Below are 22,146 nucleotides of genomic sequence, written 5' to 3'. Positions count from 1 at the left end.
GGTGTTTTGACATGGACTTATGTCCCACCCAACGAGGTATTAGTGTCGTGTCTCAATCTTATATCAATGTTATCGGTGCTGGTTTGGCAGGTTCTGAAGCAGCCTACCAAATCGCAGAGCGTGGTATTCCAGTTAAACTTTATGAAATGCGTGGTGTCAAGTCAACACCTCAACACAAAACAGACAATTTTGCTGAATTGGTTTGTTCTAATTCCTTACGTGGGGATGCTTTGACAAATGCAGTTGGTCTTCTCAAGGAAGAAATGCGTCGCTTGGGTTCTGTTATCTTAGAATCTGCTGAAGCAACACGTGTTCCTGCAGGTGGTGCGCTTGCTGTGGACCGAGATGGTTTCTCACAGATGGTGACTGAAAAAGTTGCCAACCACCCCTTGATTGAAGTAGTGCGTGATGAAATTACAGAATTGCCGACAGATGTTATTACAGTTGTGGCGACTGGTCCTTTGACCAGCGATACCCTAGCTGAGAAGATTCATGCTCTTAATGACGGCGATGGTTTCTATTTCTATGATGCGGCAGCGCCTATTATCGATGTCAACACCATCGATATGAGCAAGGTTTATCTCAAATCTCGTTATGATAAGGGAGAAGCCGCTTATCTCAACGCTCCCATGACCAAGCAAGAGTTTATGGATTTCCATGAAGCCTTGGTCAATGCGGAAGAAGCACCGCTTAATTCCTTTGAAAAAGAAAAGTACTTTGAAGGATGTATGCCAATCGAAGTCATGGCCAAACGTGGCATTAAAACTATGCTTTATGGCCCTATGAAACCAGTCGGCCTTGAGTATCCAGACGATTATACAGGCCCTCGTGATGGAGAATTCAAAACACCTTATGCGGTTGTTCAGCTTCGTCAGGACAACGCGGCTGGTAGTCTCTACAATATCGTCGGTTTCCAGACCCACCTCAAATGGGGAGAACAAAAGCGTGTCTTCCAAATGATTCCAGGCCTTGAAAATGCGGAGTTTGTACGTTATGGTGTCATGCACCGCAATTCTTATATGGATTCACCAAATCTTCTTGAGCAAACCTATCGTTCTAAGAAACAGCCAAATCTTTTCTTTGCTGGTCAAATGACGGGTGTGGAAGGCTATGTAGAGTCAGCTGCGTCAGGATTAGTTGCGGGAATTAACGCGGCTCGTCTTTTCAAGGGAGAAAGCCAGGCTATCTTCCCAGAGACAACAGCGATTGGAAGTCTAGTTCATTACATCACTCATGCAGATAGCAAACATTTCCAACCAATGAATGTCAATTTTGGAATCATCAAGGAGTTGGAAGGCGAACGTATTCGTGATAAGAAGGCTCGTTATGAAAAAATTGCAGAGCGTGCTCTTAGCGACTTAGAGGAATTTTTAACAGTCTAATTTTTTTGAAAGAATTGCTCACGATACTATAAAAATCTTAGAAATTGTGATAAAATAGGTAGGATAAAAAAAGGAGAGTGAAAATGGCGAATCCCAAGTATAAACGTATTTTAATCAAGTTATCAGGTGAAGCCCTTGCCGGTGAACGTGGCGTAGGGATTGATATCCAAACAGTTCAAACAATCGCAAAAGAGATTCAAGAAGTTCATAGCTTAGGTATCGAAATTGCCCTTGTTATCGGTGGAGGAAATCTCTGGCGTGGAGAACCTGCTGCAGAAGCAGGAATGGACCGCGTTCAGGCCGATTACACTGGAATGCTTGGGACCGTGATGAATGCTCTTGTGATGGCAGATTCATTGCAACAAGTTGGGGTTGATACACGTGTGCAAACAGCTATTGCTATGCAACAAGTGGCAGAGCCTTACGTACGTGGACGTGCCCTTCGTCATCTTGAAAAAGGCCGTATCGTTATCTTTGGTGCCGGAATTGGTTCACCTTACTTCTCAACAGATACAACAGCGGCCCTTCGTGCAGCTGAAATCGAAGCAGATGCTATTCTTATGGCTAAAAACGGTGTCGATGGTGTTTACAATGCCGATCCTAAGAAAGACAAGACAGCCGTTAAGTTTGAAGAATTGACCCACCGTGACGTTATCAATAAAGGTCTTCGTATCATGGACTCAACAGCTTCAACCCTCTCAATGGATAACGACATTGACTTGGTTGTCTTCAACATGAACCAACCAGGCAACATCAAACGTGTCGTATTTGGTGAAAATATCGGAACAACAGTTTCAAACAATATCGAAGAAAAGGAATAAGAAAGATTATGGCTAACGCAATTATTGAAAAAGCTAAAGAGAGAATGACCCAATCTCACCACTCACTTGCTCGTGAATTTGGTGCTATCCGTGCCGGTCGTGCCAATGCAAGCTTGCTTGACCGTGTACATGTAGAATACTATGGAGTCGAAACTCCTCTTAACCAAATCGCTTCAATTACGATTCCAGAAGCGCGTGTTTTGTTGGTAACACCATTTGACAAGTCTTCATTGAAAGACATCGAACGTGCTTTGAACGCTTCTGATCTTGGTATCACACCAGCGAATGACGGTTCTGTGATTCGCTTGGTTATCCCAGCTCTTACAGAAGAAACTCGTCGTGACCTTGCTAAAGAAGTGAAGAAGGTCGGTGAAAATGCTAAAGTGGCTGTCCGCAATATCCGTCGCGATGCTATGGACGAAGCTAAGAAACAAGAAAAAGCAAAAGAAATCACTGAAGACGAATTGAAGACTCTTGAAAAAGATATTCAAAAAGTAACAGACGATGCTGTCAAGCACATCGACGACATGACTGCCAACAAAGAAAAAGAACTTTTGGAAGTCTAAAAATAAACAGAAAAACTCAGTTGGCATTGCTGGCTGAGTTTTATTCGAAAGAAGGAAATATGAATACAAATCTTGCAAGTTTTATCGTTGGACTCATCATCGATGAAAATGACCGTTTTTACTTTGTGCAAAAGGATGGCCAAACCTATGCGCTTGCCAAGGAAGAAGGTCAGCATACAGTAGGGGATACGGTTAAAGGTTTCGCCTATACAGATATGAATCAAAAACTCCGCTTGACGACTCTAGAAGTGACTGCTACTCAGGACCAATTTGGTTGGGGACGTGTCACAGAGGTTCGTAAGGACTTGGGTGTTTTTGTAGATACAGGTCTTCCTGACAAGGAAATCGTTGTGTCACTCGATATTCTTCCTGAGCTCAAGGAACTCTGGCCTAAGAAAGGCGACCAACTCTACATCCGTCTTGAAGTGGACAAGAAAGACCGTATCTGGGGACTTTTGGCCTATCAAGAAGACTTCCAACGTCTTGCTCGTCCTGCTTACAACAACATGCAGAATCAAAACTGGCCAGCCATTGTATACCGCCTCAAGCTGTCAGGAACTTTTGTTTACCTACCAGAAAATAATATGCTTGGTTTTATTCACCCAAGTGAGCGTTATGCAGAACCACGTTTGGGGCAAGTCCTAGATGCGCGAGTCATTGGTTTCCGTGAAGTGGACCGTACTTTGAACCTCTCCCTCAAACCACGTTCATTTGAAATGTTGGAAAATGATGCTCAGATGATTTTGACCTACTTGGAAAGTAATGGGGGGTTCATGACCTTAAATGATAAGTCATCTCCAGACGACATTAAAGCAACCTTTGGTATTTCTAAAGGTCAGTTTAAGAAAGCACTCGGTGGCTTGATGAAGGCTGGCAAAATCAAGCAAGACCAGTTTGGTACAGAGTTGATTTAGGGTGGTATATGAGAAAATCATTTTACACTTGGCTCATGACTGAGCGCAATCCTAAAAGTAACAGTCCCAAAGCCATCTTGGCAGACCTAGCTTTTGAAGAGTCAACATTTCCAAAACACTCAGATGATTTTGATGAGGTCAGTCGCTTTTTGGAAGAACATGCCAGTTTCTCTTTCAACCTAGGAGACTTTGACTCTATTTGGCAAGAATACTTAGAACACTAGACTTTATTCATTGGGTTTGGGCTAGTAATTTATCCATCCCTTTGCTATAATAAAAAGAAATAAACGGATTAGAGAGGTTCTTTATTTGAAGGAACATTCAATTGACATTCAACTGAGTCATCCAGATGACCTGTTTCATCTTTTTGGTTCCAATGAACGCCATCTTCGTTTGATGGAAGAAGAGCTTGATGTTGTGATTCATGCTCGTACGGAGATTGTGCAGGTTTTGGGAGAAGAGACTGCCTGTGAGGAAGCACGTCAGGTTATCCAAGCCTTGATGGTTTTGGTGAATCGAGGGATGACGGTTGGCACGCCAGATGTGGTGACTGCGATTAGCATGGTCAAAAACGATGAAATCGACAAGTTTGTCGCCCTTTACGAAGAAGAAATTATCAAAGACAATACAGGGAAGCCTATTCGTGTCAAAACCTTGGGTCAAAAGCTTTATGTGGACAGTGTCAAACAGCATGATGTGACCTTTGGAATCGGACCAGCAGGGACAGGGAAGACCTTTCTTGCAGTGACCTTGGCAGTGACAGCTCTTAAACGTGGGCAGGTCAAGCGGATTATCCTGACTCGTCCAGCAGTGGAAGCAGGTGAAAGTCTAGGATTTCTTCCGGGTGATCTCAAGGAGAAGGTGGATCCTTACCTTCGTCCTGTTTACGATGCCTTATATCAGATTCTTGGGAAAGACCAGACGACTCGTCTCATGGAGCGAGAAATTATCGAAATTGCGCCCCTTGCCTACATGCGTGGACGAACCTTGGATGATGCCTTTGTCATTCTAGATGAGGCGCAAAATACGACCATCATGCAGATGAAGATGTTCCTGACTCGTTTAGGCTTTAATTCTAAGATGATTGTCAATGGAGATATCAGTCAGATTGACCTGCCACGTAATGTCAAGTCCGGTTTGATTGATGCTCAAGAGAAACTCAAGAATATCCATCAAATTGACTTTGTTCACTTTTCAGCCAAGGATGTGGTTCGCCATCCAGTTGTCGCTCAAATTATCCGAGCTTATGAACCAGCTCCAGTGAAAAAGGCAGAGAGTGAAGAATTAGATCCTCAACCTCTGTCTGAAGGATAGTTCTTTTGTACTTAAAGTTATCTCAATACTAAGTATAAATTTGCTTTTTAAATGTTTCATTCAATATCCTTATATTAGTTAGAAACTTTTCAAGTGGAGAAAACGTATGGAATCAATCTTTTTAAAACTAGCCCAGTATCCCATAGTCGAGACAGAGCGTTTATTGCTTAGACCTGTAACCTTGGATGATGCGGAAGCGATGTTTGCCTATGCCTCGGACAAGGATAATACACGTTACACTTTTCCAACCAATCAAAGCTTGGAAGAAACCAAGAATAACATTGCTCAGTTCTACTTGGCTAATCCCTTGGGACGCTGGGGAATAGAACTAAAAAGTACTGGAGAGTTTATCGGAACCATTGACTTGCACAAGATTGATTCTGTTCTTAAGAAGGTAGCTATTGGTTATATTATCAACCAAAAGTATTGGAATCAAGGTTTGACGACAGAAGCCAATCGTGCCGTAATTAAGCTAATTTTTGAGAAGATAGGAATGAACAAGTTGACCGCTCTTCATGACAAAGACAATCCCGCATCTGGCAAGGTCATGGAGAAATCAGGTATGCGTTTTTCCCACGAAGAACCCTATGCCAGAATGGATAATAAAGAACCAGGTCGAATTATCACAAGAGTTCATTATGTCTTGACTAAGGAAGACTATTTTGCAAATAAATAAGCAGTTGAGAAGAAATTTTCAACTGTTTTTTCTTCCTCTTACGAATAATCTAAGAGAGGAGAAAATATGGAAGCAATTATCGAAAAAATCAAAGAGTATAAAATTATTGTCATCTGTACTGGTCTGGGCTTGCTTGTAGGCGGATTTTTCCTGCTAAAGCCAGCTCCAGAAACACCTGTCAAGGAAACGAATTTGCAGGCAGAAGTTGCAGCTGTTTCCAAGGATTCATCGACCGAAAAGGATGTGAAGAAGGAAGCAAAGGAAGAACCGGTTGAACAAGATCTAATCACAGTAGATGTAAAAGGCGCTGTTAAAGCACCTGGAATTTATGATTTGCCTGTAGGTAGTCGGGTCAATGATGCCGTTCAGAAGGCAGGTGGCTTGACAGAGCAAGCAGACAGCAAGTCGCTCAATCTAGCTCAGAAAGTTAGTGATGAGGCTCTGGTTTACGTTCCAACTAAGGGAGAAGAATCAGCTAGTCAACAGGCAGGTTCGGGGACGGCTTCTTCAACAAGTAAGGACAAGAAGGTCAATCTCAACAAGGCCAGTCTGGAAGAGCTTAAACAGGTTAAGGGACTGGGAGGAAAACGAGCTCAGGACATTATCGACCATCGTGAAACAAATGGGAAATTCAAGTCGGTTGATGAGCTCAAGAAGGTCTCTGGCATTGGTGCCAAAACGATAGAAAAGTTAAAAGACTATGTTACAGTGGATTAAGAAGTTCTCTATTCCCTTAATCTATCTGAGTTTTCTATTACTCTGGCTTTACTACGCCATTTTTTCAGCATCCTATCTTGCTTTGTTGGGCTTCGTTTTTCTGCTCGTCTGTCTCTTTATCCAATTTCCTTGGAAACCTGCTGTAAAAGTTCTAGTTATTTGCGGAATCTTTGCCTTCTGGTTTCTGTTTCAAAATTGGCAACAGAGTCGAGCGAGTCAAAATTTGGCGGATTCTGTTGAAAGGGTACGGATTTTGCCTGACACTGTTAAGATCAATGGTGATAGTCTGTCCTTTCGTGGCAAGTCTGATAGACGCATTTTTCAAGTCTATTATAAACTCCAGTCCGAGGAGGAGAAAGAAGCCTTTCAAGCTTTAACCGACCTTCATGAGATAGGACTAGAAGGGAAGCTTTCGGAGCCAGAAGGGCAGAGAAATTTTGGTGGCTTTGACTACCAAGCCTATCTGAAGACTCAGGGAATTTACCAGATTCTCAATATCAAAAAAATCCAGTCACTTCAAAAGGTTGGCAGTTGGGATATAGGTGAAAACCTGTCCAGTTTACGTCGAAAGGCTGTAGTTTGGATTAAGACACATTTTCCAGTTCCTATGCGCAATTACATGACGGGGCTCTTGTTAGGGCATCTGGATACAGATTTTGAGGAGATGAATGAGCTTTATTCTAGTTTAGGAATTATCCACCTCTTTGCCTTATCGGGGATGCAGGTAGGTTTTTTCATGGATGGATTTAAGAAACTACTCTTGCGATTGGGCTTGACCCAAGAAAAGTTGAAGTGGCTGACTTATCCCTTTTCCCTTCTCTATGCTGGTCTGACAGGATTTTCAGCATCGGTTATTCGCAGTCTCTTGCAGAAGCTACTGGCTCAACATGGTGTTAAGGGCTTGGATAATTTTGCCTTGACGGTGCTTGTCCTCTTTATTGTCATGCCTAACTTTTTCCTGACTGCAGGAGGAGTCTTGTCCTGCGCTTATGCTTTTATCTTGACCATGACCAGCAAAGAAGGAGAGGGACTCAAGGCTGTTGCCAGAGAAAGTTTAGTCATCTCCTTAGGAATATTGCCTATTTTATCCTTCTATTTCGCGGAATTTCAGCCTTGGTCCATCCTTTTGACCTTTGTCTTTTCCTTTCTTTTTGACTTGGTCTTCTTACCGCTCTTGTCTATCTTATTTGTCTTTTCCTTTCTCTATCCAGTCATTCAGCTAAATTTTATTTTTGAATGGTTGGAAGGGATGATTCGCTTGGTGTCACAGGTGGCGAGTAGACCTCTAGTCTTTGGACAACCCAATGCATGGCTTTTAATCTTATTATTAATTTCCCTGGCTTTGGTCTATGATTTGAGGAAAAACATTAAAAGACTAACGGTATTGAGCTTATTGATTACAAGTCTCTTTCTCCTGACCAAGCATCCACTGGAAAATGAAATTACCATGCTGGATGTTGGGCAAGGGGAAAGTATTTTCCTAAGGGATGTAACTGGGAAGACCATTCTCATAGATGTAGGTGGCAAGGCAGAATCTGATAAGAAAATCGAAAAATGGCAAGAAAAGGCGACGACCAGCAATGCACAGCGAACCTTGATTCCCTATCTCAAAAGTCGAGGAGTAGCCAAGATTGACCAGCTAATTTTGACCAATACAGATAAGGAGCATGTTGGAGATTTGTTGGAGATGACCAAGGCTTTCCATGTAGGCGAAATTTTAGTGTCCAAAGGCAGTTTGAAACAGAAGGAATTTGTAGCAGAACTACAGGCAACTCAAACCAAGGTGCGCAGTGTGACAACAGGAGAGAACCTTCCAATTTTTGGAAGTCAGTTAGAAGTCTTATCTCCAAGGAAAATTGGAGATGGAGGTCATGAAGATTCTCTAGTTCTGTATGGAAAACTCTTGGATAAGCACTTTCTTTTCACAGGAAATTTGGAGGAGAAAGGAGAGAAGGATCTTCTAAAGCAATATCCTGACCTAGAGGTGGATGTTTTGAAAGTTGGCCAACATGGATCTAAAAAATTATCAAGTTCAGCCTTTTTAGAACAGCTCAAACCAGAGATGACTCTCATCTCAGTTGGAAAGAACAATCGAACCAAACTACCCCATCAGGAAACCTTGACACGACTGGAAGGTATCAATAGCAAAGTTTATAGAACTGACCATCAAGGAGCTATACGCTTTAAGGGGTTAGATAGTTGGAAAATCGAAACGGTTGGTTAATGAGCAGAAACTTTTCAAAAAAATAACTTTTTATCTTGACAAGGGCTAGAAAACTTGGTATCATATAAAAGTTGAGAAAAGCAGAAGTGAGAGCTTCTCGCCTTGTGACATTAAGTTGCCTGGCCCTACGGATGAAAAGTTTCTAAGAAACGCTATCATAACGTGCGGGCTTGTATATTTACGAGTCCGCTATTGTTTTTCTCTAATAAAACAAAAGAGGTGAAAACCATAGCAAAGCAAGACTTATTCATCAATGATGAGATTCGTGTACGTGAAGTTCGCTTGATTGGTCTTGAAGGAGAACAGCTAGGCATCAAGCCACTCAGTGAAGCGCAAGCTTTGGCTGATAACGCTAATGTTGACCTAGTATTGATTCAACCCCAAGCCAAACCGCCTGTTGCAAAAATTATGGACTACGGTAAGTTCAAATTTGAGTACCAGAAGAAGCAAAAAGAACAACGTAAAAAACAAAGTGTTGTTACTGTAAAAGAAGTTCGTCTAAGTCCAACTATTGACAAGGGTGACTTTGATACAAAACTTCGCAATGCACGCAAATTCCTTGAAAAAGGAAATAAAGTTAAGGTATCTATTCGCTTTAAGGGTCGTATGATTACCCATAAAGAGATTGGTGCAAAAGTTTTAGCCGAGTTTGCTGAAGCAACTCAAGATATTGCCATCATCGAACAACGTGCTAAAATGGATGGACGTCAAATGTTCATGCAATTGGCGCCAGCGACTGACAAAAAATAATTGTCAGAAAGTTAAATAAAGGAGAAAAAATCATGCCAAAACAAAAAACACACCGCGCATCAGCTAAACGTTTCAAACGTACAGGTTCTGGTGGACTTAAACGTTTCCGTGCTTACACTTCTCACCGTTTCCACGGAAAAACTAAGAAACAACGTCGTCATCTTCGTAAAGCATCTATGGTGCATTCAGGAGATTACAAACGTATCAAAGCAATGCTTACTCGCTTGAAATAATAGCTTGACTGTAAGTAAACAATTCTAGGAAATATTTGGAGGAAATAAAACATGGCACGTGTTAAAGGTGGCGTTGTATCACGTAAACGTCGTAAACGTATTCTTAAATTAGCAAAAGGTTACTATGGAGCTAAACACATCTTGTTCCGTACTGCAAAAGAACAAGTAATGAACTCTTACTACTATGCATACCGTGACCGTCGTCAGAAAAAACGTGACTTCCGCAAATTGTGGATCACTCGTATCAACGCGGCAGCTCGTATGAACGGACTTTCATACTCACAATTGATGCATGGTTTGAAATTGGCTGAGATCGAAGTTAACCGTAAAATGCTTGCTGACTTGGCTGTTAACGATGCAGCAGCTTTCACAGCTCTTGCAGATGCAGCTAAAGCAAAACTTGGTAAATAATAACAGATAAGACTGGAACAGGATTGTCCCAGTCTTTTTAAAAATAAAGGAGAAAAATATGGCTTCAAAAATGCTACATACTTGCTTGCGAGTAGAAAATCTTGAAAAATCAATCGCATTTTATCAAGATGCTTTTGGATTTAAAGAATTGCGTCGCAGAGATTTTCCAGACCATGCCTTCACGATTGTCTATCTAGGTCTTGAGGGTGATGACTATGAGTTGGAGTTGACTTATAACTACGATCATGGTCCTTATGTGGTTGGAGATGGATTTGCCCATATCGCCCTAAGTACACCTGATCTTGAGGCGCTTCATCAAGAGCACAGTGCCAAAGGTTATGAAGTTACTGAGCCAAATGGCCTACCAGGAACTGCGCCTAACTATTACTTTGTCAAAGACCCTGATGGCTACAAGGTCGAAGTCATTCGTGAAAAATAATCTCGTGAGGTTAAGTAGAATGTTCGTTTTCTACTTGACTTTTTTTAGCTGAAAGAGTATACTAGTAAAAATTTAACCTTTAAGGGGAGTCCAGAGAGACTCACAAGGTGTCAGATAAAAGAATAGTACAATTTTCTAGAGGAGACTTTTTGAGTGTGCTCTCTTGTCTTGTACAATTTTAACTGAGGCCTTGCACTAGCAAGGTCTTTTCTTTATCTGGTCCCCTTAAAATTTAAGGAGGAGAAGTCATGAATCCCACATGTAAGAAACGTTTGGGTGCAATTCGTTTGGAAACCATGAAGGTGGTAGCACAGGAGGAAATCGCGCCAGCAATCTTTGAATTAGTCCTAGAAGGGGAAATGGTTGAAGCTATGCGAGCAGGCCAATTCCTTCATCTGCGTGTGCCTGATGATGCCCATCTTTTGCGTCGTCCTATTTCAATTTCGTCTATTGATAAGGTTAAGAAGCAGTGTCATCTCATTTATCGGATTGAGGGGGCTGGTACAGCCATTTTTTCAACCTTAAGTCAGGGAGATACTCTTGATGTGATGGGACCTCAGGGAAATGGTTTTGACTTGTCTGACCTTGATGAGCAGAGCCAGGTTCTCCTTGTTGGTGGGGGAATTGGTGTTCCGCCCTTGCTTGAAGTGGCCAAGGAATTGCATGCGCGTGGTGTGAAAGTACTGACAGTTCTCGGTTTTGCTAATAAGGATGCTGTTATTTTAGAGACGGAATTAGCTCAATATGGGCAGGTCTTTGTAACGACAGATGATGGTTCTTATGGCATCAAGGGGAATGTTTCTGTTGTCATCAATGATTTAGACAATCAATTTGATGCTGTTTACTCATGTGGGGCACCTGGAATGATGAAGTATATCAATCAAACCTTTTATGACCATCCAAGAGCCTATTTATCTTTGGAATCTCGTATGGCTTGTGGGATGGGGGCTTGCTATGCCTGTGTCCTAAAAGTGCCAGATAGTGAAACCGTCAGCCAACGCGTCTGTGAAGATGGCCCTGTTTTCCGCACAGGAAAAGTTGTATTATAAGGAGAAAATTATGACTAGAAATCGTTTACAAGTTTCTCTGCCTGGATTAGACTTGAAAAATCCGATTATTCCAGCATCAGGATGTTTTGGTTTTGGTCAGGAGTATGCCAAGTATTATGATTTAGATCTTTTAGGTTCTATTATGATTAAGGCAACGACCCTTGAACCGCGTTTTGGCAATCCTACTCCAAGGGTTGCAGAAACGCCTGCAGGTATGCTCAATGCAATCGGCCTGCAAAATCCGGGTTTGGAAGTTGTTTTGGCTGAAAAACTTCCTTGGCTGGAAAGAGAATATCCAACACTTCCCATTATTGCCAATGTAGCTGGTTTTTCAAAACAAGAGTATGCTGCCGTTTCTAGTGGAATTTCCAAGGCAGCTAATGTAAAAGCTATCGAGCTCAATATTTCTTGCCCCAATGTTGACCACTGTAATCACGGTCTTTTGATTGGTCAAGATCCAGATTTAGCTTATGATGTGGTGAAAGCGGCTGTGGAAGCCTCTGATGTGCCAGTTTATGTCAAACTGACTCCTAGTGTGACGGATATTGTCACAGTCGCAAAAGCTGCAGAAGATGCGGGGGCAAGTGGCTTGACCATGATCAATACTCTAGTTGGTATGCGCTTTGACCTAAAAACCAGAAAACCAATCTTGGCCAATGGAACAGGTGGAATGTCTGGTCCAGCAGTCTTTCCAGTAGCCCTCAAACTCATCCGCCAAGTCGCCCAAACAACAGATCTTCCCATCATTGGAATGGGAGGAGTGGATTCGGCTGAAGCTGCCCTAGAAATGTATCTGGCTGGAGCATCGGCTATTGGAGTTGGAACAGCTAACTTTACCAATCCATATGCCTGTCCTGATATCATCGAAAATCTACTAAAGGTTATGGATAAATATGGCATCAGCAGTCTAGAAAATCTACGCAAGGAAGTAAAAGAGTCTCTGAGATAAACTGCAATTAATCTGTTTTATAGGAAAGTGAAGCTGGAATAGTGTATTATTGTTTCGAAAATATTGTTAGAAACTAATTTGATTTTCTCAATCTATTTGTTCATATTTTATTTCATTTCACTATAGAATTTTTAATGATTAGTAAGTAAACAAGTTAAAAATCCTGATTTCAAGTAAATCAGGATTTTTTCATGGATGCAATTTTTTCTGGATCTGGTGTGACACGGAGGGTCTTTTGTCCTGTGTAAGTGACAAAGCCGGGTTTGCCACCAGTTGGTTTGTTGAGTTTCTTGACTTCAATCATATCTACCTGCACCAGATTTGACAGGCGACCTTGAGAGAAGTAGGCGGCTAGTTCTGCCGCGTCTGTCTTGACTTCATCGGATGGGTCAAGATTGCCTGAGATGACAACATGGCTTCCAGGAATGTCCTTGGCATGGAACCAAAGTTCCTCCTTGCGGGCCATTTTAAAGGTTAGCTCCTCATTTTGCAGGTTATTGCGACCGACATAGATGATGGTTTTGCCATCGCTTGCTAGATATTGTTCTGGTTTTTTGCGTTTCTGGATTTTCTCCCGTTGTCTTCTGCGGATAAAACCTGTTTGGATCAATTCTTCACGGATTTCAGCGATTTCTTCTAGTCCAGCTTGGTTGAGGACGGTTTCTACACTTTCCAGATAGAGAATGGTTGCCTTGGTTTCCTCAATCAGCTCAGTCAAGTATTTGACAGCTTCTTTGAGTTTCTGATACCGTTTAAAATAGCGTTGGGCATTCTGGTTGGGAGTCAAGGCCTTATCAAGCGCAATTGTGATAGGTTGATTAGTATAGTAGTTGTCTAGGATAACCTGATCTTGGTCATTAGGAACTTGATGGAGGAAGGTTGTCAGTAATTCCCCCTTTTGACGAAATTCTTCAGCGTTGTCTGTCGCCAGTAACTCTTTTTCTTGTTTTTTAAGCTTATGACGATTTTTTTGAAGTTCATTTTCAACACGACGAATCAGTTCACTGGCTTGCTGTTTTACGCGGTCGCGCTCAGCCTTATCCTTATAGTAGGTGTCCAACAAATCAGAAAGACTGGCAAAAGGCTCTCCCACCTGATTTGCAAAAGGAACTGGGCTGAAGGAAGTCTCAGTCAAGCATGGCTTGGTTTCTTGATTGAAAAAGTTTCGGAAAGTGGAAAGTTTTTCACTAACCAGTATCCTTTCCAATTCATTTGCCGTATCGCGTCCCAGACCTTGAAAGAGGCTTTGAAGATTTTTAGCTGTCGTTTCCTGTGTTTGCAGGATTTCAAAAAGTTTCTCGTCCTTGATTGTAAAAGGATTGAGAGCTTCCGTACTTGGCGGAGCGATATAGGTCGATCCAGGAAGCAAGGTGCGGTAGCTATTTTGTGAAAAGCCAACATGTTTGATAACTTCGAGGATTTTATGACTGCTTTTATCGACCAGTAGAATATTACTGTGTTTCCCCATAATTTCGATAATCAAGGTAGCCTGAATATGGTCCCCAATCTCGTTTTTATTAGAAACCGTAATTTCCACAATACGGTCATTTTCCACTTGCTCAATCGACTCAATCAGGGCACCCTGCAAATATTTTCTTAAAACCATGATAAAGGTAGAAGGCTGGGCTGGGTTTTCAAAAGTTGTTTGGGTCAGCTGAATGCGTCCAAAAACTGGATGGGCAGAAAGGAGCAGGCGATGACTTTGGCGATTGCTACGGATTTGCAAGACCAACTCTTGTTCAAAAGGTTGATTGATTTTCTGAATGCGACCATTCACTAATTCTCTTCGCAATTCCTCAACCATGTGGTGTAAAAAAAATCCGTCAAATGACATCGTTCTCTCCTTGTGATTGTATTCCATAGTATTATATCAAAAAGGTAGAATAAAATCATGGAAATGTGGTATAATAAAGCCAAGTAAAGAGAAACGAGAAGCACATGTATATTGAAATGGTAGATGAAACTGGTCAAGTTTCAAAAGAAATGTTGCAACAAACCCAAGAGATTTTGGAATTTGCAGCCCAAAAATTAGGAAAAGAAGACAAGGAGATGGCAGTTACCTTTGTGACCAATGAGCGTAGTCATGAACTCAATCTGGAGTACCGTGACACCGACCGTCCGACAGATGTCATCAGCCTTGAATATAAACCAGAGTTGGAAATTGCCTTTGACGAAGAAGATTTGCTTGAAAATCCAGAATTAGCAGAGATGATGTCTGAGTTTGATGCCTATATTGGGGAATTGTTCATCTCTATTGATAAGGCTCATGAGCAGGCTGAGGAATATGGCCACAGCTTTGAGCGTGAGATGGGCTTCTTGGCAGTACACGGCTTTTTACATATTAACGGCTATGATCACTACACTCCGGAAGAAGAAGCGGAGATGTTCGGTTTACAAGAAGAAATTTTGACAGCCTATGGACTCACAAGACAATAAACGAAAATGGAAAAATCGTGACCTGATATCCAGTTTAGAATTTGCTCTTACAGGAATTTTTACTGCCATAAAGGAAGAACGCAATATGCGAAAACATGCGGTGACGGCTCTCGTGGTCATCCTCGCAGGTTTTGTTTTTCAGGTGTCACGAATCGAATGGCTCTTTCTCCTATTGAGCATTTTTTTGGTAGTAGCCTTTGAAATTATCAATTCTGCTATCGAGAATGTGGTGGATTTGGCCAGTCACTATCACTTTTCTATGCTGGCTAAAAATGCCAAGGATATGGCGGCTGGCGCGGTATTAGTGGTCTCTCTTTTCGCAGCCTTAACAGGCGCATTGATTTTTCTCCCACGAATCTGGGATTTATTATTTTAAATAGCAAGAGGAAATTATGACTTTTAAATCAGGCTTTGTAGCCATTTTAGGACGTCCCAACGTTGGGAAGTCAACTTTTTTAAATCATGTCATGGGGCAAAAGATTGCCATTATGAGTGACAAGGCGCAGACAACGCGCAACAAAATTATGGGAATTTACACAACTGATAAGGAGCAAATTGTCTTTATCGACACACCAGGGATTCACAAACCTAAAACAGCTCTCGGAGATTTCATGGTCGAATCTGCCTATAGCACCCTTCGTGAAGTGGATACCGTTCTTTTCATGGTGCCTGCTGATGAAGCGCGTGGTAAGGGGGACGATATGATTATCGAGCGTCTCAAGGCTGCTAAGGTTCCTGTTATTCTGGTGGTGAACAAGATCGATAAGGTTCATCCAGACCAGCTTTTGTCTCAGATTGATGATTTTCGTAATCAAATGGACTTTAAGGAAATCGTTCCAATCTCAGCTCTTCAAGGGAATAACGTCTCTCGTCTAGTGGATATTTTGAGTGAAAATCTGGACGAGGGTTTCCAATATTTCCCATCTGATCAAATCACAGACCATCCAGAACGATTCTTGGTTTCAGAAATGGTTCGCGAGAAAGTCTTGCACCTAACTCGCGAAGAGATCCCTCACTCAGTTGCTGTAGTGGTTGATTCGATGAAACGAGATGAAGAGACAGACAAGGTTCATATCCGTGCAACCATCATGGTCGAGCGAGATAGCCAAAAAGGGATTATCATCGGTAAAGGTGGCGCTATGCTTAAGAAAATCGGTAGCATGGCCCGTCGCGATATTGAACTGATGCTAGGAGATAAGGTCTTCCTAGAAACATGGGTCAAGGTCAAGAAAAACTGGCGTGATAAAAAGCTAGATTTGGCTGACTTTGGCTATAATGAAAAAGAATACTAAGCAGAGGTGGGCTCATGCCTGCTTCTTGTTTTTACAGAAGGAGGACTTATGCCTGAATTACCTGAGGTTGAAACCGTTCGACGTGGCTTGGAAAAATTGATTTTGGGAAAGAAGATTTCGAGTGTAGAAATTCGCTATCCCAAGATGATTAAGACGGATTTGAACGAGTTTCAAAAGGAAGTGCCTGGTCAGATTGTTGAGTCAATGGGACGTCGTGGTAAATATTTGCTTTTCTACCTGACAGACAAGATCTTGATTTCCCATTTGCGGATGGAGGGCAAGTATTTTTACTATCCAGACCAAGTGCCTGAACGCAAGCATGCTCATATTTTCTTCCAGTTTGCGGATGGTGGCACGCTTGTTTATGAGGATGTTCGCAAGTTTGGTACTATGGAACTCTTGGCGCCTGACCTTTTGGAAGTCTACTTTCTTTCTAAAAAACTAGGACCTGAACCAAGCGAACAAGACTTTGATTTGCAGGTCTTTCAAACTGCCCTAGCTAAGTCCAAAAAACCTATCAAATCCCATCTTCTAGACCAGACCTTGGTAGCTGGACTTGGCAATATCTATGTGGATGAGGTTCTTTGGCGAGCTCAGGTTCATCCAGCTAGACCTTCCCAGACTCTGACAGCAGAAGAAGCGACTGCCATTCATGACCAGACCATCGCTGTTTTGGGACAGGCTGTTGAAAAAGGTGGTTCTACCATTCGGACCTATACCAATGCCTTTGGGGAAGATGGAACCATGCAGGATTTTCATCAAGTCTATGACAAGGCTGGTCAAGAATGTTCACGTTGTGGTACTATCATTGAGAAAATCCAACTAGGCGGACGAGGAACTCACTTTTGTCCTCAGTGCCAAAGGAGGGGCTGATGGGAAAAATCATCGGAATCACTGGGGGAATTGCCTCTGGTAAGTCAACCGTGACAAATTTTCTAAGAAAGCAAGGCTTTCAAGTGGTGGATGCTGATGCAGTCGTCCACCAACTACAGGAACCTAGTGGTCGTCTGTTTGAAGCTCTAGTCCAGCACTTTGGTCAAGAAATTGTATTAGAAAATGGAGAACTCAATCGCCCTCTCCTAGCTAGTCTTATCTTTTCAAATCCTGAAGAACGAGAATGGTCTAAGCAAATCCAAGGAGAGATTATCCGTGAGGAACTAGCTACGTTGAGAGACCAGTTGGCTCAGACAGAAGAGATTTTCTTCATGGATATTCCCCTACTTTTTGAGCAGGCCTACAGCGCTTGGTTTGATGAGACTTGGTTGGTCTATGTGGACCGAGATGTCCAAGTAGAACGCTTAATGAAAAGGGACCAGTTGTCTAAAGATGAAGCTGAATCTCGTCTGGCAGCCCAGTGGCCTTTAGAGAAAAAGAAAGATTTGGCCAGCCAAATTCTTGATAATAATGGGAATCAGGACCAGCTTCTTACTCAGGTGTTCTCCCTGCTTGAGGGAGGTAAGCAAGATGACAGAGATTAACTGGAAGGATAATCTGCGCATTGCCTGGTTTGGTAATTTTCTGACAGGAGCCAGTATTTCTTTGGTTGTGCCTTTTATGCCCATCTTTGTGGAAAATCTAGGTGTAGGGAGTGAGCAAGTCGCTTTTTATGCAGGCTTAGCTATTTCTGTCTCTGCTATTTCTGCGGCGCTCTTTTCTCCTATCTGGGGTATTTTTGCTGATAAATACGGTCGAAAACCCATGATGATTCGTGCTGGTCTGGCCATGACTATCACTATGGGAGGCTTGGCCTTTGTGCCAAATATCTATTGGTTAATCTTTCTTCGCTTACTAAATGGTGTATTTGCAGGTTTTGTTCCTAACGCCACAGCCTTGATAGCTAGTCAGGTTCCCAAGGAGAAATCAGGCTCTGCTCTTGGGACTTTGTCTACAGGAGTAGTAGCAGGTACTTTAACTGGTCCTTTTATCGGTGGCTTTATCGCAGAATTATTTGGCATTCGTACAGTCTTTTTACTGGTTGGTAGTTTTCTCTTCTTAGCCGCTGTTTTGACTATTTGCTTTATCAAGGAAGATTTTCAACCAGTAGCAAAAGAAAAGGCCATTCCAACAAAGGAATTATTTACATCAGTTAACTATCCCTATCTCTTGGTCAACCTCTTTCTGACCAGTTTTGTCATCCAATTTTCAGCCCAATCAATCGGACCTATCTTAGCTCTGTATGTACGCGACTTAGGCCAGACAGAGAATCTTCTTTTTGTCTCTGGTTTGATTGTATCCAGTATGGGCTTTTCCAGCATGATGAGTGCAGGTGTTATGGGAAAGCTAGGTGACAAGGTGGGCAATCATCGCCTCTTGGTTGTAGCCCAGTTTTATTCAGTCATCATCTATCTCCTCTGTGCCAATGCTTCTAGCCCTCTTCAACTAGGACTTTATCGTTTCCTCTTTGGCTTGGGAACCGGTGCCTTGATTCCCGGAGTTAATGCTCTTCTCAGCAAGATGACACCCAAAGCTGGTATTTCAAGAGTATTTGCCTTCAATCAGGTCTTCTTTTATCTGGGAGGTGTCGTTGGTCCCATGGCAGGTTCTGCAGTAGCAGGCCAATTTGGCTACCATGCAGTCTTTTATGCGACAAGCCTTTGTGTTGCCTTTAGTTGTCTCTTTAACCTTCTTCAATTTCGAACATTATTAAAAGTAAAGGAAATCTAGTGCGAGTAAAAATTAATCTCAAATGCTCCTCTTGTGGCAGTATCAATTACCTAACCAGTAAAAATTCAAAAACCCATCCAGACAAGATTGAGGTTTTAAAGTATTGTCCCAAGGAAAGAAAAGTAACCCTACATCTTGAATCTAAGTAGATTTTATGGTAAAATAATAGGGATTTTAAGGAGTTTGATATGTATAACCTATTATTAACCATTTTATTAGTATTATCTGTTGTGATTGTGATTGCGATTTTCATGCAACCAACCAAAAACCAATCCAGCAATGTATTTGATGCCAGCTCAGGTGATTTGTTTGAACGCAGTAAAGCACGCGGTTTCGAAGCTGTAATGCAGCGTTTGACAGGGATTTTAGTCTTTTTCTGGCTAGCCATTGCCTTAGCATTGACGGTATTATCAAGTAGATAAGAAAATAATGGGCAGGACTAGGTCTTTGCCTCTTTTTATTTTTAAAAGATATTTGAGAAGGTTTTACAGTAAAAGAAAACAAAAAATCTAGAAAGAAAATATGAAAGATAGAATAAAAGAATATTTACAAGATAAGGGAAAGGTAACTGTCAATGACTTGGCTCAGGCTTTGGAAAAAGACGGTTCCAAGGATTTTCGTGAGTTGATTAAAACCTTGTCCCTAATGGAAAGAAAGCACCAGATACGCTTTGAAGAAGATGGAACTTTGACTTTGGAAGTCAAGAAAAAACATGAGATTACTCTCAAGGGGATTTTTCATGCCCATAAAAATGGCTTTGGCTTTGTTAGTCTGGAAGGCGAGGAGGACGATCTTTTTGTAGGAAAAAACGATGTCAACTATGCTATTGATGGGGATACCGTTGAGGTCGTGATTAAGAAAGTAGCTGACCGTAATAAGGGAACAGCAGCAGAAGCAAAAATTATCGATATCTTAGAACACAGTTTGACAACCGTTGTCGGCCAAATCGTTTTAGATCAGGAAAAGCCTAAGTATGCTGGCTACATCCGTTCGAAAAATCAGAAAATCAGTCAACCAATCTATGTTAAGAAACCGGCCCTTAAACTCGAGGGAACAGAAGTTCTCAAGGTTTTTATCGACAAATACCCAAGCAAGAAACATGATTTCTTTGTCGCTAGTGTCCTCGACGTGGTGGGGCATTCAACGGATGTCGGAATTGATGTTCTTGAGGTCTTGGAATCAATGGACATTGTCTCAGAATTTCCAGAGGCTGTTGTCAAGGAAGCAGAAAGTGTACCTGATGCTCCGTCTCAAAAGGATATGGAAGGCCGTCTGGATCTAAGAGATGAGATTACCTTTACCATGGACGGTGCGGATGCCAAGGACTTGGACGATGCAGTGCATATCAAGGATCTGAAAAATGGCAATCTGGAGCTTGGGGTTCACATCGCAGATGTTTCCTACTATGTGACCGAGGGTTCGTCTCTTGATAAGGAAGCCCTTAACCGCGCGACTTCAGTCTATGTAACAGACCGAGTGGTTCCAATGCTTCCAGAACGACTGTCAAATGGCATCTGTTCTCTCAATCCTCAAGTTGACCGCCTGACCCAGTCTGCCATTATGGAGATTGATAAACATGGTCGTGTAGTCAACTACACCATCACACAAACGGTTATCAAGACTAGCTTCAGGATGACCTACAGTGATGTCAATGATATCCTAGCTGGAGACAAGGAAAAGAGACAAGAATATCAGAAAATTGTCCCTAGTATCGAACTCATGGCCAAGCTTCATGAAACTTTAGAAAATATGCGTGTGAAACGTGGAGCCCTCAATTTTGATACCAATGAAGCTAAGATTTTAGTGGATAAACAAGGTAAGCCTGTTGATATCGTTCTTCGTCAGCGTGGTGTTGCCGAGCGCATGATTGAGTCCTTCATGTTGATGGCCAATGAAACAGTTGCCGAACATTTCAGCAAGTTGGATTTGCCTTTTATCTATCGAATTCACGAGGAGCCTAAGGCTGAAAAAGTTCAGAAGTTTATTGATTATGCTTCAAGCTTTGGCTTGCGCATTTATGGGACTGCTAGTGAGATTAGCCAGGAGGCTCTCCAAGACATCATGAGTGCTGTTGAGGGAGAACCTTATGCAGATGTATTATCCATGATGCTTCTACGCTCTATGCAGCAGGCTCGCTATTCGGAGCACAATCACGGCCACTATGGATTAGCAGCTGACTATTACACTCACTTTACCAGTCCGATTCGTCGTTATCCAGACCTTCTTGTTCACCGTATGATTCGTGATTACAGCCGTTCTAAGGAAATAGCAGAGCATTTTGAGCAAGTGATTCCAGAGATTGCGACCCAGTCTTCCAACCGTGAACGTCGTGCCATTGAGGCTGAGCGTGAAGTCGAAGCCATGAAAAAGGCTGAGTATATGGAAGAATACGTAGGCGAAGAATACGATGCGGTTGTATCAAGTATTGTCAAGTTTGGTCTCTTTGTTGAATTGCCGAATACAGTTGAGGGCTTGATTCACATCACTAATCTACCTGAATTTTATCATTTCAATGAACGTGATTTGACCCTGCTTGGGGAGAAATCGGGTACAACCTTCCGTGTAGGTCAGCAAATCCGTATCCGAGTTGAAAGAGCCGACAAGATGACGGGTGAAATTGACTTTTCTTACATCCCAAGTGAGTTTGATGTGATTGAAAAAGGCTTGAAACAAGCTGGTTGCAAAGACAGAGGGCGTGGTTCAAATCGTCGTTCAGATAAGAAGGAAGACAAGAGAAAATCAGGACGCTCAAATGATAAGCGCAAGCATTCACAAAAAGACAAGAAGAAAAAGGGCAAGAAACCTTTTTACAAGGAAGTAGCTAAGAAAGGAGCCAAGCATGGCAAAGGGCGAGGGAAAGGTCGTCGCACAAAATAAAAAGGCGCGTCACGACTATACAATCGTAGATACGCTAGAGGCAGGGATGGTCCTGACTGGAACTGAAATCAAGAGTGTACGAGCAGCTCGAATCAATCTCAAGGATGGCTTTGCCCAAGTAAAAAATGGGGAGATATGGCTGAGCAATGTTCATATCGCTCCTTACGAAGAGGGCAATATCTGGAACCAAGAACCAGAACGTCGTCGAAAACTCTTACTCCATAAAAAGCAAATTCAAAAATTGGAACAAGAGACTAAAGGAACAGGAATGACCCTGGTTCCCCTTAAAGTCTATATCAAAGATGGCTATGCCAAGCTCCTTTTAGGCCTAGCTAAAGGGAAGCATGACTACGATAAACGGGAGTCTATCAAACGACGTGAGCAAAACCGCGACATCGCGCGTGTTATGAAAGCTGTTAATCAGCGATAAAA

Annotated in this window: 26 protein-coding genes and 1 other annotated feature; of the genes, 25 read left to right on the top strand and 1 reads right to left on the bottom strand. The window is 42.1% G+C overall.

Annotated elements, in window-relative coordinates; all coding sequences use genetic code 11:
- Positions 1 to 47: 47 nt before the first annotated feature.
- The 15 genes from trmFO (at position 48) to QM843_RS00115 (ending at position 12,445) form a co-directional block, all read left to right on the top strand.
- Positions 48 to 1,382 (top strand): methylenetetrahydrofolate--tRNA-(uracil(54)-C(5))-methyltransferase (FADH(2)-oxidizing) TrmFO, encoded by a 1,335-nt coding sequence (trmFO, locus tag QM843_RS00185; RefSeq protein ID WP_414304320.1) that lies wholly within the window; start codon positions 48 to 50, stop codon positions 1,380 to 1,382.
- 83 nt (positions 1,383 to 1,465) lie between these two features.
- Entirely contained in the window at positions 1,466 to 2,203 is a 738-nt protein-coding gene (gene pyrH / locus QM843_RS00180; protein WP_000002996.1) for a UMP kinase, read from the top strand.
- Positions 2,204 to 2,211: 8 nt separating this feature from the next.
- Entirely contained in the window at positions 2,212 to 2,769 is a 558-nt protein-coding gene (gene frr / locus QM843_RS00175; protein ID WP_001262220.1) for a ribosome recycling factor, read from the top strand.
- A 59-nt stretch (positions 2,770 to 2,828) separates the two neighbouring features.
- Complete coding sequence (cvfB, locus tag QM843_RS00170) at positions 2,829 to 3,683, top strand: RNA-binding virulence regulatory protein CvfB (protein WP_261073714.1); 855 nt, start codon at positions 2,829 to 2,831, stop codon at positions 3,681 to 3,683.
- An 8-nt stretch (positions 3,684 to 3,691) separates the two neighbouring features.
- Entirely contained in the window at positions 3,692 to 3,907 is a 216-nt protein-coding gene (locus tag QM843_RS00165) for a YozE family protein (protein ID WP_049502497.1), read from the top strand.
- An 85-nt stretch (positions 3,908 to 3,992) separates the two neighbouring features.
- A complete protein-coding gene (locus QM843_RS00160) occupies positions 3,993 to 4,997 on the top strand; it encodes a PhoH family protein (RefSeq protein ID WP_125392932.1) in 1,005 nt (334 codons plus the stop codon).
- Between the two features lie 106 nt (positions 4,998 to 5,103).
- Positions 5,104 to 5,673: a GNAT family N-acetyltransferase gene (locus QM843_RS00155; protein WP_084924537.1), complete on the top strand. Its 570-nt coding sequence runs from the start codon at positions 5,104 to 5,106 to the stop codon at positions 5,671 to 5,673.
- Positions 5,674 to 5,739: 66 nt separating this feature from the next.
- Complete coding sequence (locus QM843_RS00150) at positions 5,740 to 6,390, top strand: helix-hairpin-helix domain-containing protein (protein ID WP_084924536.1); 651 nt, start codon at positions 5,740 to 5,742, stop codon at positions 6,388 to 6,390.
- Positions 6,374 to 8,614: a DNA internalization-related competence protein ComEC/Rec2 gene (locus QM843_RS00145; protein ID WP_414304244.1), complete on the top strand. Its 2,241-nt coding sequence runs from the start codon at positions 6,374 to 6,376 to the stop codon at positions 8,612 to 8,614. Before QM843_RS00150 ends, QM843_RS00145 begins: the two co-directional genes overlap by 17 nt.
- Positions 8,615 to 8,686: 72 nt before the next feature.
- Positions 8,687 to 8,818: a sequence feature (ribosomal protein L20 leader region), on the top strand.
- A 15-nt stretch (positions 8,819 to 8,833) separates the two neighbouring features.
- Positions 8,834 to 9,364, top strand: a complete 531-nt coding sequence (gene infC / locus QM843_RS00140) for a translation initiation factor IF-3 (RefSeq protein ID WP_000848180.1) — start codon at positions 8,834 to 8,836, stop codon at positions 9,362 to 9,364.
- A 32-nt stretch (positions 9,365 to 9,396) separates the two neighbouring features.
- On the top strand, positions 9,397 to 9,597 hold the full coding sequence (rpmI, locus tag QM843_RS00135; RefSeq protein WP_001125943.1) for a 50S ribosomal protein L35: 201 nt from the start codon (positions 9,397 to 9,399) through the stop codon (positions 9,595 to 9,597).
- 51 nt (positions 9,598 to 9,648) lie between these two features.
- A complete protein-coding gene (rplT, locus tag QM843_RS00130) occupies positions 9,649 to 10,008 on the top strand; it encodes a 50S ribosomal protein L20 (protein WP_000124834.1) in 360 nt (119 codons plus the stop codon).
- A gap of 58 nt (positions 10,009 to 10,066) precedes the next feature.
- Positions 10,067 to 10,447: a lactoylglutathione lyase gene (gloA, locus tag QM843_RS00125; protein ID WP_000157153.1), complete on the top strand. Its 381-nt coding sequence runs from the start codon at positions 10,067 to 10,069 to the stop codon at positions 10,445 to 10,447.
- Between the two features lie 248 nt (positions 10,448 to 10,695).
- Positions 10,696 to 11,496: a dihydroorotate dehydrogenase electron transfer subunit gene (locus QM843_RS00120; RefSeq protein ID WP_414304243.1), complete on the top strand. Its 801-nt coding sequence runs from the start codon at positions 10,696 to 10,698 to the stop codon at positions 11,494 to 11,496.
- The gene (locus tag QM843_RS00115) at positions 11,459 to 12,445 is read left to right on the top strand and encodes a dihydroorotate dehydrogenase (RefSeq protein WP_414304242.1); all 987 of its coding nucleotides are present in this window, start codon (positions 11,459 to 11,461) and stop codon (positions 12,443 to 12,445) included. The genes QM843_RS00120 and QM843_RS00115 overlap by 38 nt, the downstream gene beginning before the upstream one ends.
- 178 nt (positions 12,446 to 12,623) lie before the next feature.
- Here QM843_RS00115 and pavA read toward each other — a convergent pair whose 3' ends face one another.
- Complete coding sequence (pavA, locus tag QM843_RS00110; RefSeq protein WP_000006744.1) at positions 12,624 to 14,279, bottom strand: Rqc2 family fibronectin-binding protein PavA; 1,656 nt, start codon at positions 14,277 to 14,279, stop codon at positions 12,624 to 12,626.
- 104 nt (positions 14,280 to 14,383) lie between these two features.
- Between pavA and ybeY the strand changes: the two genes are divergently transcribed.
- The 10 genes from ybeY to smpB all read left to right on the top strand — a co-directional run bounded on the left by ybeY (position 14,384) and on the right by smpB (position 22,144).
- Positions 14,384 to 14,881, top strand: coding sequence for an rRNA maturation RNase YbeY (gene ybeY, locus QM843_RS00105; protein WP_000275156.1), 498 nt, complete (start codon positions 14,384 to 14,386; stop codon positions 14,879 to 14,881).
- Positions 14,862 to 15,257, top strand: coding sequence for a diacylglycerol kinase family protein (locus tag QM843_RS00100; protein ID WP_000378166.1), 396 nt, complete (start codon positions 14,862 to 14,864; stop codon positions 15,255 to 15,257). Before ybeY ends, QM843_RS00100 begins: the two co-directional genes overlap by 20 nt.
- A 16-nt stretch (positions 15,258 to 15,273) precedes the next feature.
- On the top strand, positions 15,274 to 16,173 hold the full coding sequence (gene era, locus QM843_RS00095; RefSeq protein ID WP_000143264.1) for a GTPase Era: 900 nt from the start codon (positions 15,274 to 15,276) through the stop codon (positions 16,171 to 16,173).
- 48 nt (positions 16,174 to 16,221) lie between these two features.
- Entirely contained in the window at positions 16,222 to 17,046 is an 825-nt protein-coding gene (gene mutM / locus QM843_RS00090) for a DNA-formamidopyrimidine glycosylase (RefSeq protein WP_020902910.1), read from the top strand.
- Positions 17,046 to 17,651 (top strand): dephospho-CoA kinase, encoded by a 606-nt coding sequence (gene coaE, locus QM843_RS00085; protein ID WP_020902909.1) that lies wholly within the window; start codon positions 17,046 to 17,048, stop codon positions 17,649 to 17,651. The genes mutM and coaE overlap by 1 nt, the downstream gene beginning before the upstream one ends.
- Positions 17,638 to 18,837 carry a multidrug efflux MFS transporter PmrA gene (locus tag QM843_RS00080; RefSeq protein WP_414304241.1) on the top strand — a complete coding sequence of 400 codons (1,200 nt, stop codon included), beginning with the start codon at positions 17,638 to 17,640 and terminating at the stop codon, positions 18,835 to 18,837. Before coaE ends, QM843_RS00080 begins: the two co-directional genes overlap by 14 nt.
- Positions 18,837 to 18,986 (top strand): 50S ribosomal protein L33, encoded by a 150-nt coding sequence (gene rpmG / locus QM843_RS00075; RefSeq protein WP_001809104.1) that lies wholly within the window; start codon positions 18,837 to 18,839, stop codon positions 18,984 to 18,986. The genes QM843_RS00080 and rpmG overlap by 1 nt, the downstream gene beginning before the upstream one ends.
- Before the next feature lie 39 nt (positions 18,987 to 19,025).
- A complete protein-coding gene (secG, locus tag QM843_RS00070) occupies positions 19,026 to 19,259 on the top strand; it encodes a preprotein translocase subunit SecG (protein WP_000282517.1) in 234 nt (77 codons plus the stop codon).
- Between the two features lie 100 nt (positions 19,260 to 19,359).
- Positions 19,360 to 21,714 (top strand): ribonuclease R, encoded by a 2,355-nt coding sequence (rnr, locus tag QM843_RS00065; protein ID WP_414304240.1) that lies wholly within the window; start codon positions 19,360 to 19,362, stop codon positions 21,712 to 21,714.
- On the top strand, positions 21,677 to 22,144 hold the full coding sequence (gene smpB / locus QM843_RS00060) for an SsrA-binding protein SmpB (protein WP_125452173.1): 468 nt from the start codon (positions 21,677 to 21,679) through the stop codon (positions 22,142 to 22,144). Before rnr ends, smpB begins: the two co-directional genes overlap by 38 nt.
- Positions 22,145 to 22,146 lie beyond the last annotated feature (2 nt).

Origin of the sequence: Streptococcus mitis, from assembly GCF_047463435.1 — a bacterium.
Lineage (GTDB): Bacteria > Bacillota > Bacilli > Lactobacillales > Streptococcaceae > Streptococcus > Streptococcus mitis_DS.
This window is presented reverse-complemented; position numbering and strand designations above follow the sequence as displayed.

Excerpts from the sequence above, each read along its gene's own strand:
- pyrH (WP_000002996.1), top strand. The coding sequence starts at position 1,466 with ATGGCGAATCCCAAGTATAAACGTATTTTAATCAAGTTATCAGGTGAA.
- frr (WP_001262220.1), top strand. The coding sequence starts at position 2,212 with ATGGCTAACGCAATTATTGAAAAAGCTAAAGAGAGAATGACCCAATCT.
- cvfB (WP_261073714.1), top strand. The coding sequence starts at position 2,829 with ATGAATACAAATCTTGCAAGTTTTATCGTTGGACTCATCATCGATGAA.
- QM843_RS00165 (WP_049502497.1), top strand. The coding sequence starts at position 3,692 with ATGAGAAAATCATTTTACACTTGGCTCATGACTGAGCGCAATCCTAAA.
- QM843_RS00155 (WP_084924537.1), top strand. The coding sequence starts at position 5,104 with ATGGAATCAATCTTTTTAAAACTAGCCCAGTATCCCATAGTCGAGACA.
- QM843_RS00150 (WP_084924536.1), top strand. The coding sequence starts at position 5,740 with ATGGAAGCAATTATCGAAAAAATCAAAGAGTATAAAATTATTGTCATC.
- QM843_RS00145 (WP_414304244.1), top strand. The coding sequence starts at position 6,374 with ATGTTACAGTGGATTAAGAAGTTCTCTATTCCCTTAATCTATCTGAGT.
- rpmI (WP_001125943.1), top strand. The coding sequence starts at position 9,397 with ATGCCAAAACAAAAAACACACCGCGCATCAGCTAAACGTTTCAAACGT.
- rplT (WP_000124834.1), top strand. The coding sequence starts at position 9,649 with ATGGCACGTGTTAAAGGTGGCGTTGTATCACGTAAACGTCGTAAACGT.
- gloA (WP_000157153.1), top strand. The coding sequence starts at position 10,067 with ATGGCTTCAAAAATGCTACATACTTGCTTGCGAGTAGAAAATCTTGAA.
- QM843_RS00120 (WP_414304243.1), top strand. The coding sequence starts at position 10,696 with ATGAATCCCACATGTAAGAAACGTTTGGGTGCAATTCGTTTGGAAACC.
- QM843_RS00115 (WP_414304242.1), top strand. The coding sequence starts at position 11,459 with ATGGCCCTGTTTTCCGCACAGGAAAAGTTGTATTATAAGGAGAAAATT.
- pavA (WP_000006744.1), bottom strand. The coding sequence starts at position 14,279 with ATGTCATTTGACGGATTTTTTTTACACCACATGGTTGAGGAATTGCGA.
- ybeY (WP_000275156.1), top strand. The coding sequence starts at position 14,384 with ATGTATATTGAAATGGTAGATGAAACTGGTCAAGTTTCAAAAGAAATG.
- QM843_RS00100 (WP_000378166.1), top strand. The coding sequence starts at position 14,862 with ATGGACTCACAAGACAATAAACGAAAATGGAAAAATCGTGACCTGATA.
- era (WP_000143264.1), top strand. The coding sequence starts at position 15,274 with ATGACTTTTAAATCAGGCTTTGTAGCCATTTTAGGACGTCCCAACGTT.
- mutM (WP_020902910.1), top strand. The coding sequence starts at position 16,222 with ATGCCTGAATTACCTGAGGTTGAAACCGTTCGACGTGGCTTGGAAAAA.
- coaE (WP_020902909.1), top strand. The coding sequence starts at position 17,046 with ATGGGAAAAATCATCGGAATCACTGGGGGAATTGCCTCTGGTAAGTCA.
- QM843_RS00080 (WP_414304241.1), top strand. The coding sequence starts at position 17,638 with ATGACAGAGATTAACTGGAAGGATAATCTGCGCATTGCCTGGTTTGGT.
- secG (WP_000282517.1), top strand. The coding sequence starts at position 19,026 with ATGTATAACCTATTATTAACCATTTTATTAGTATTATCTGTTGTGATT.
- rnr (WP_414304240.1), top strand. The coding sequence starts at position 19,360 with ATGAAAGATAGAATAAAAGAATATTTACAAGATAAGGGAAAGGTAACT.
- smpB (WP_125452173.1), top strand. The coding sequence starts at position 21,677 with ATGGCAAAGGGCGAGGGAAAGGTCGTCGCACAAAATAAAAAGGCGCGT.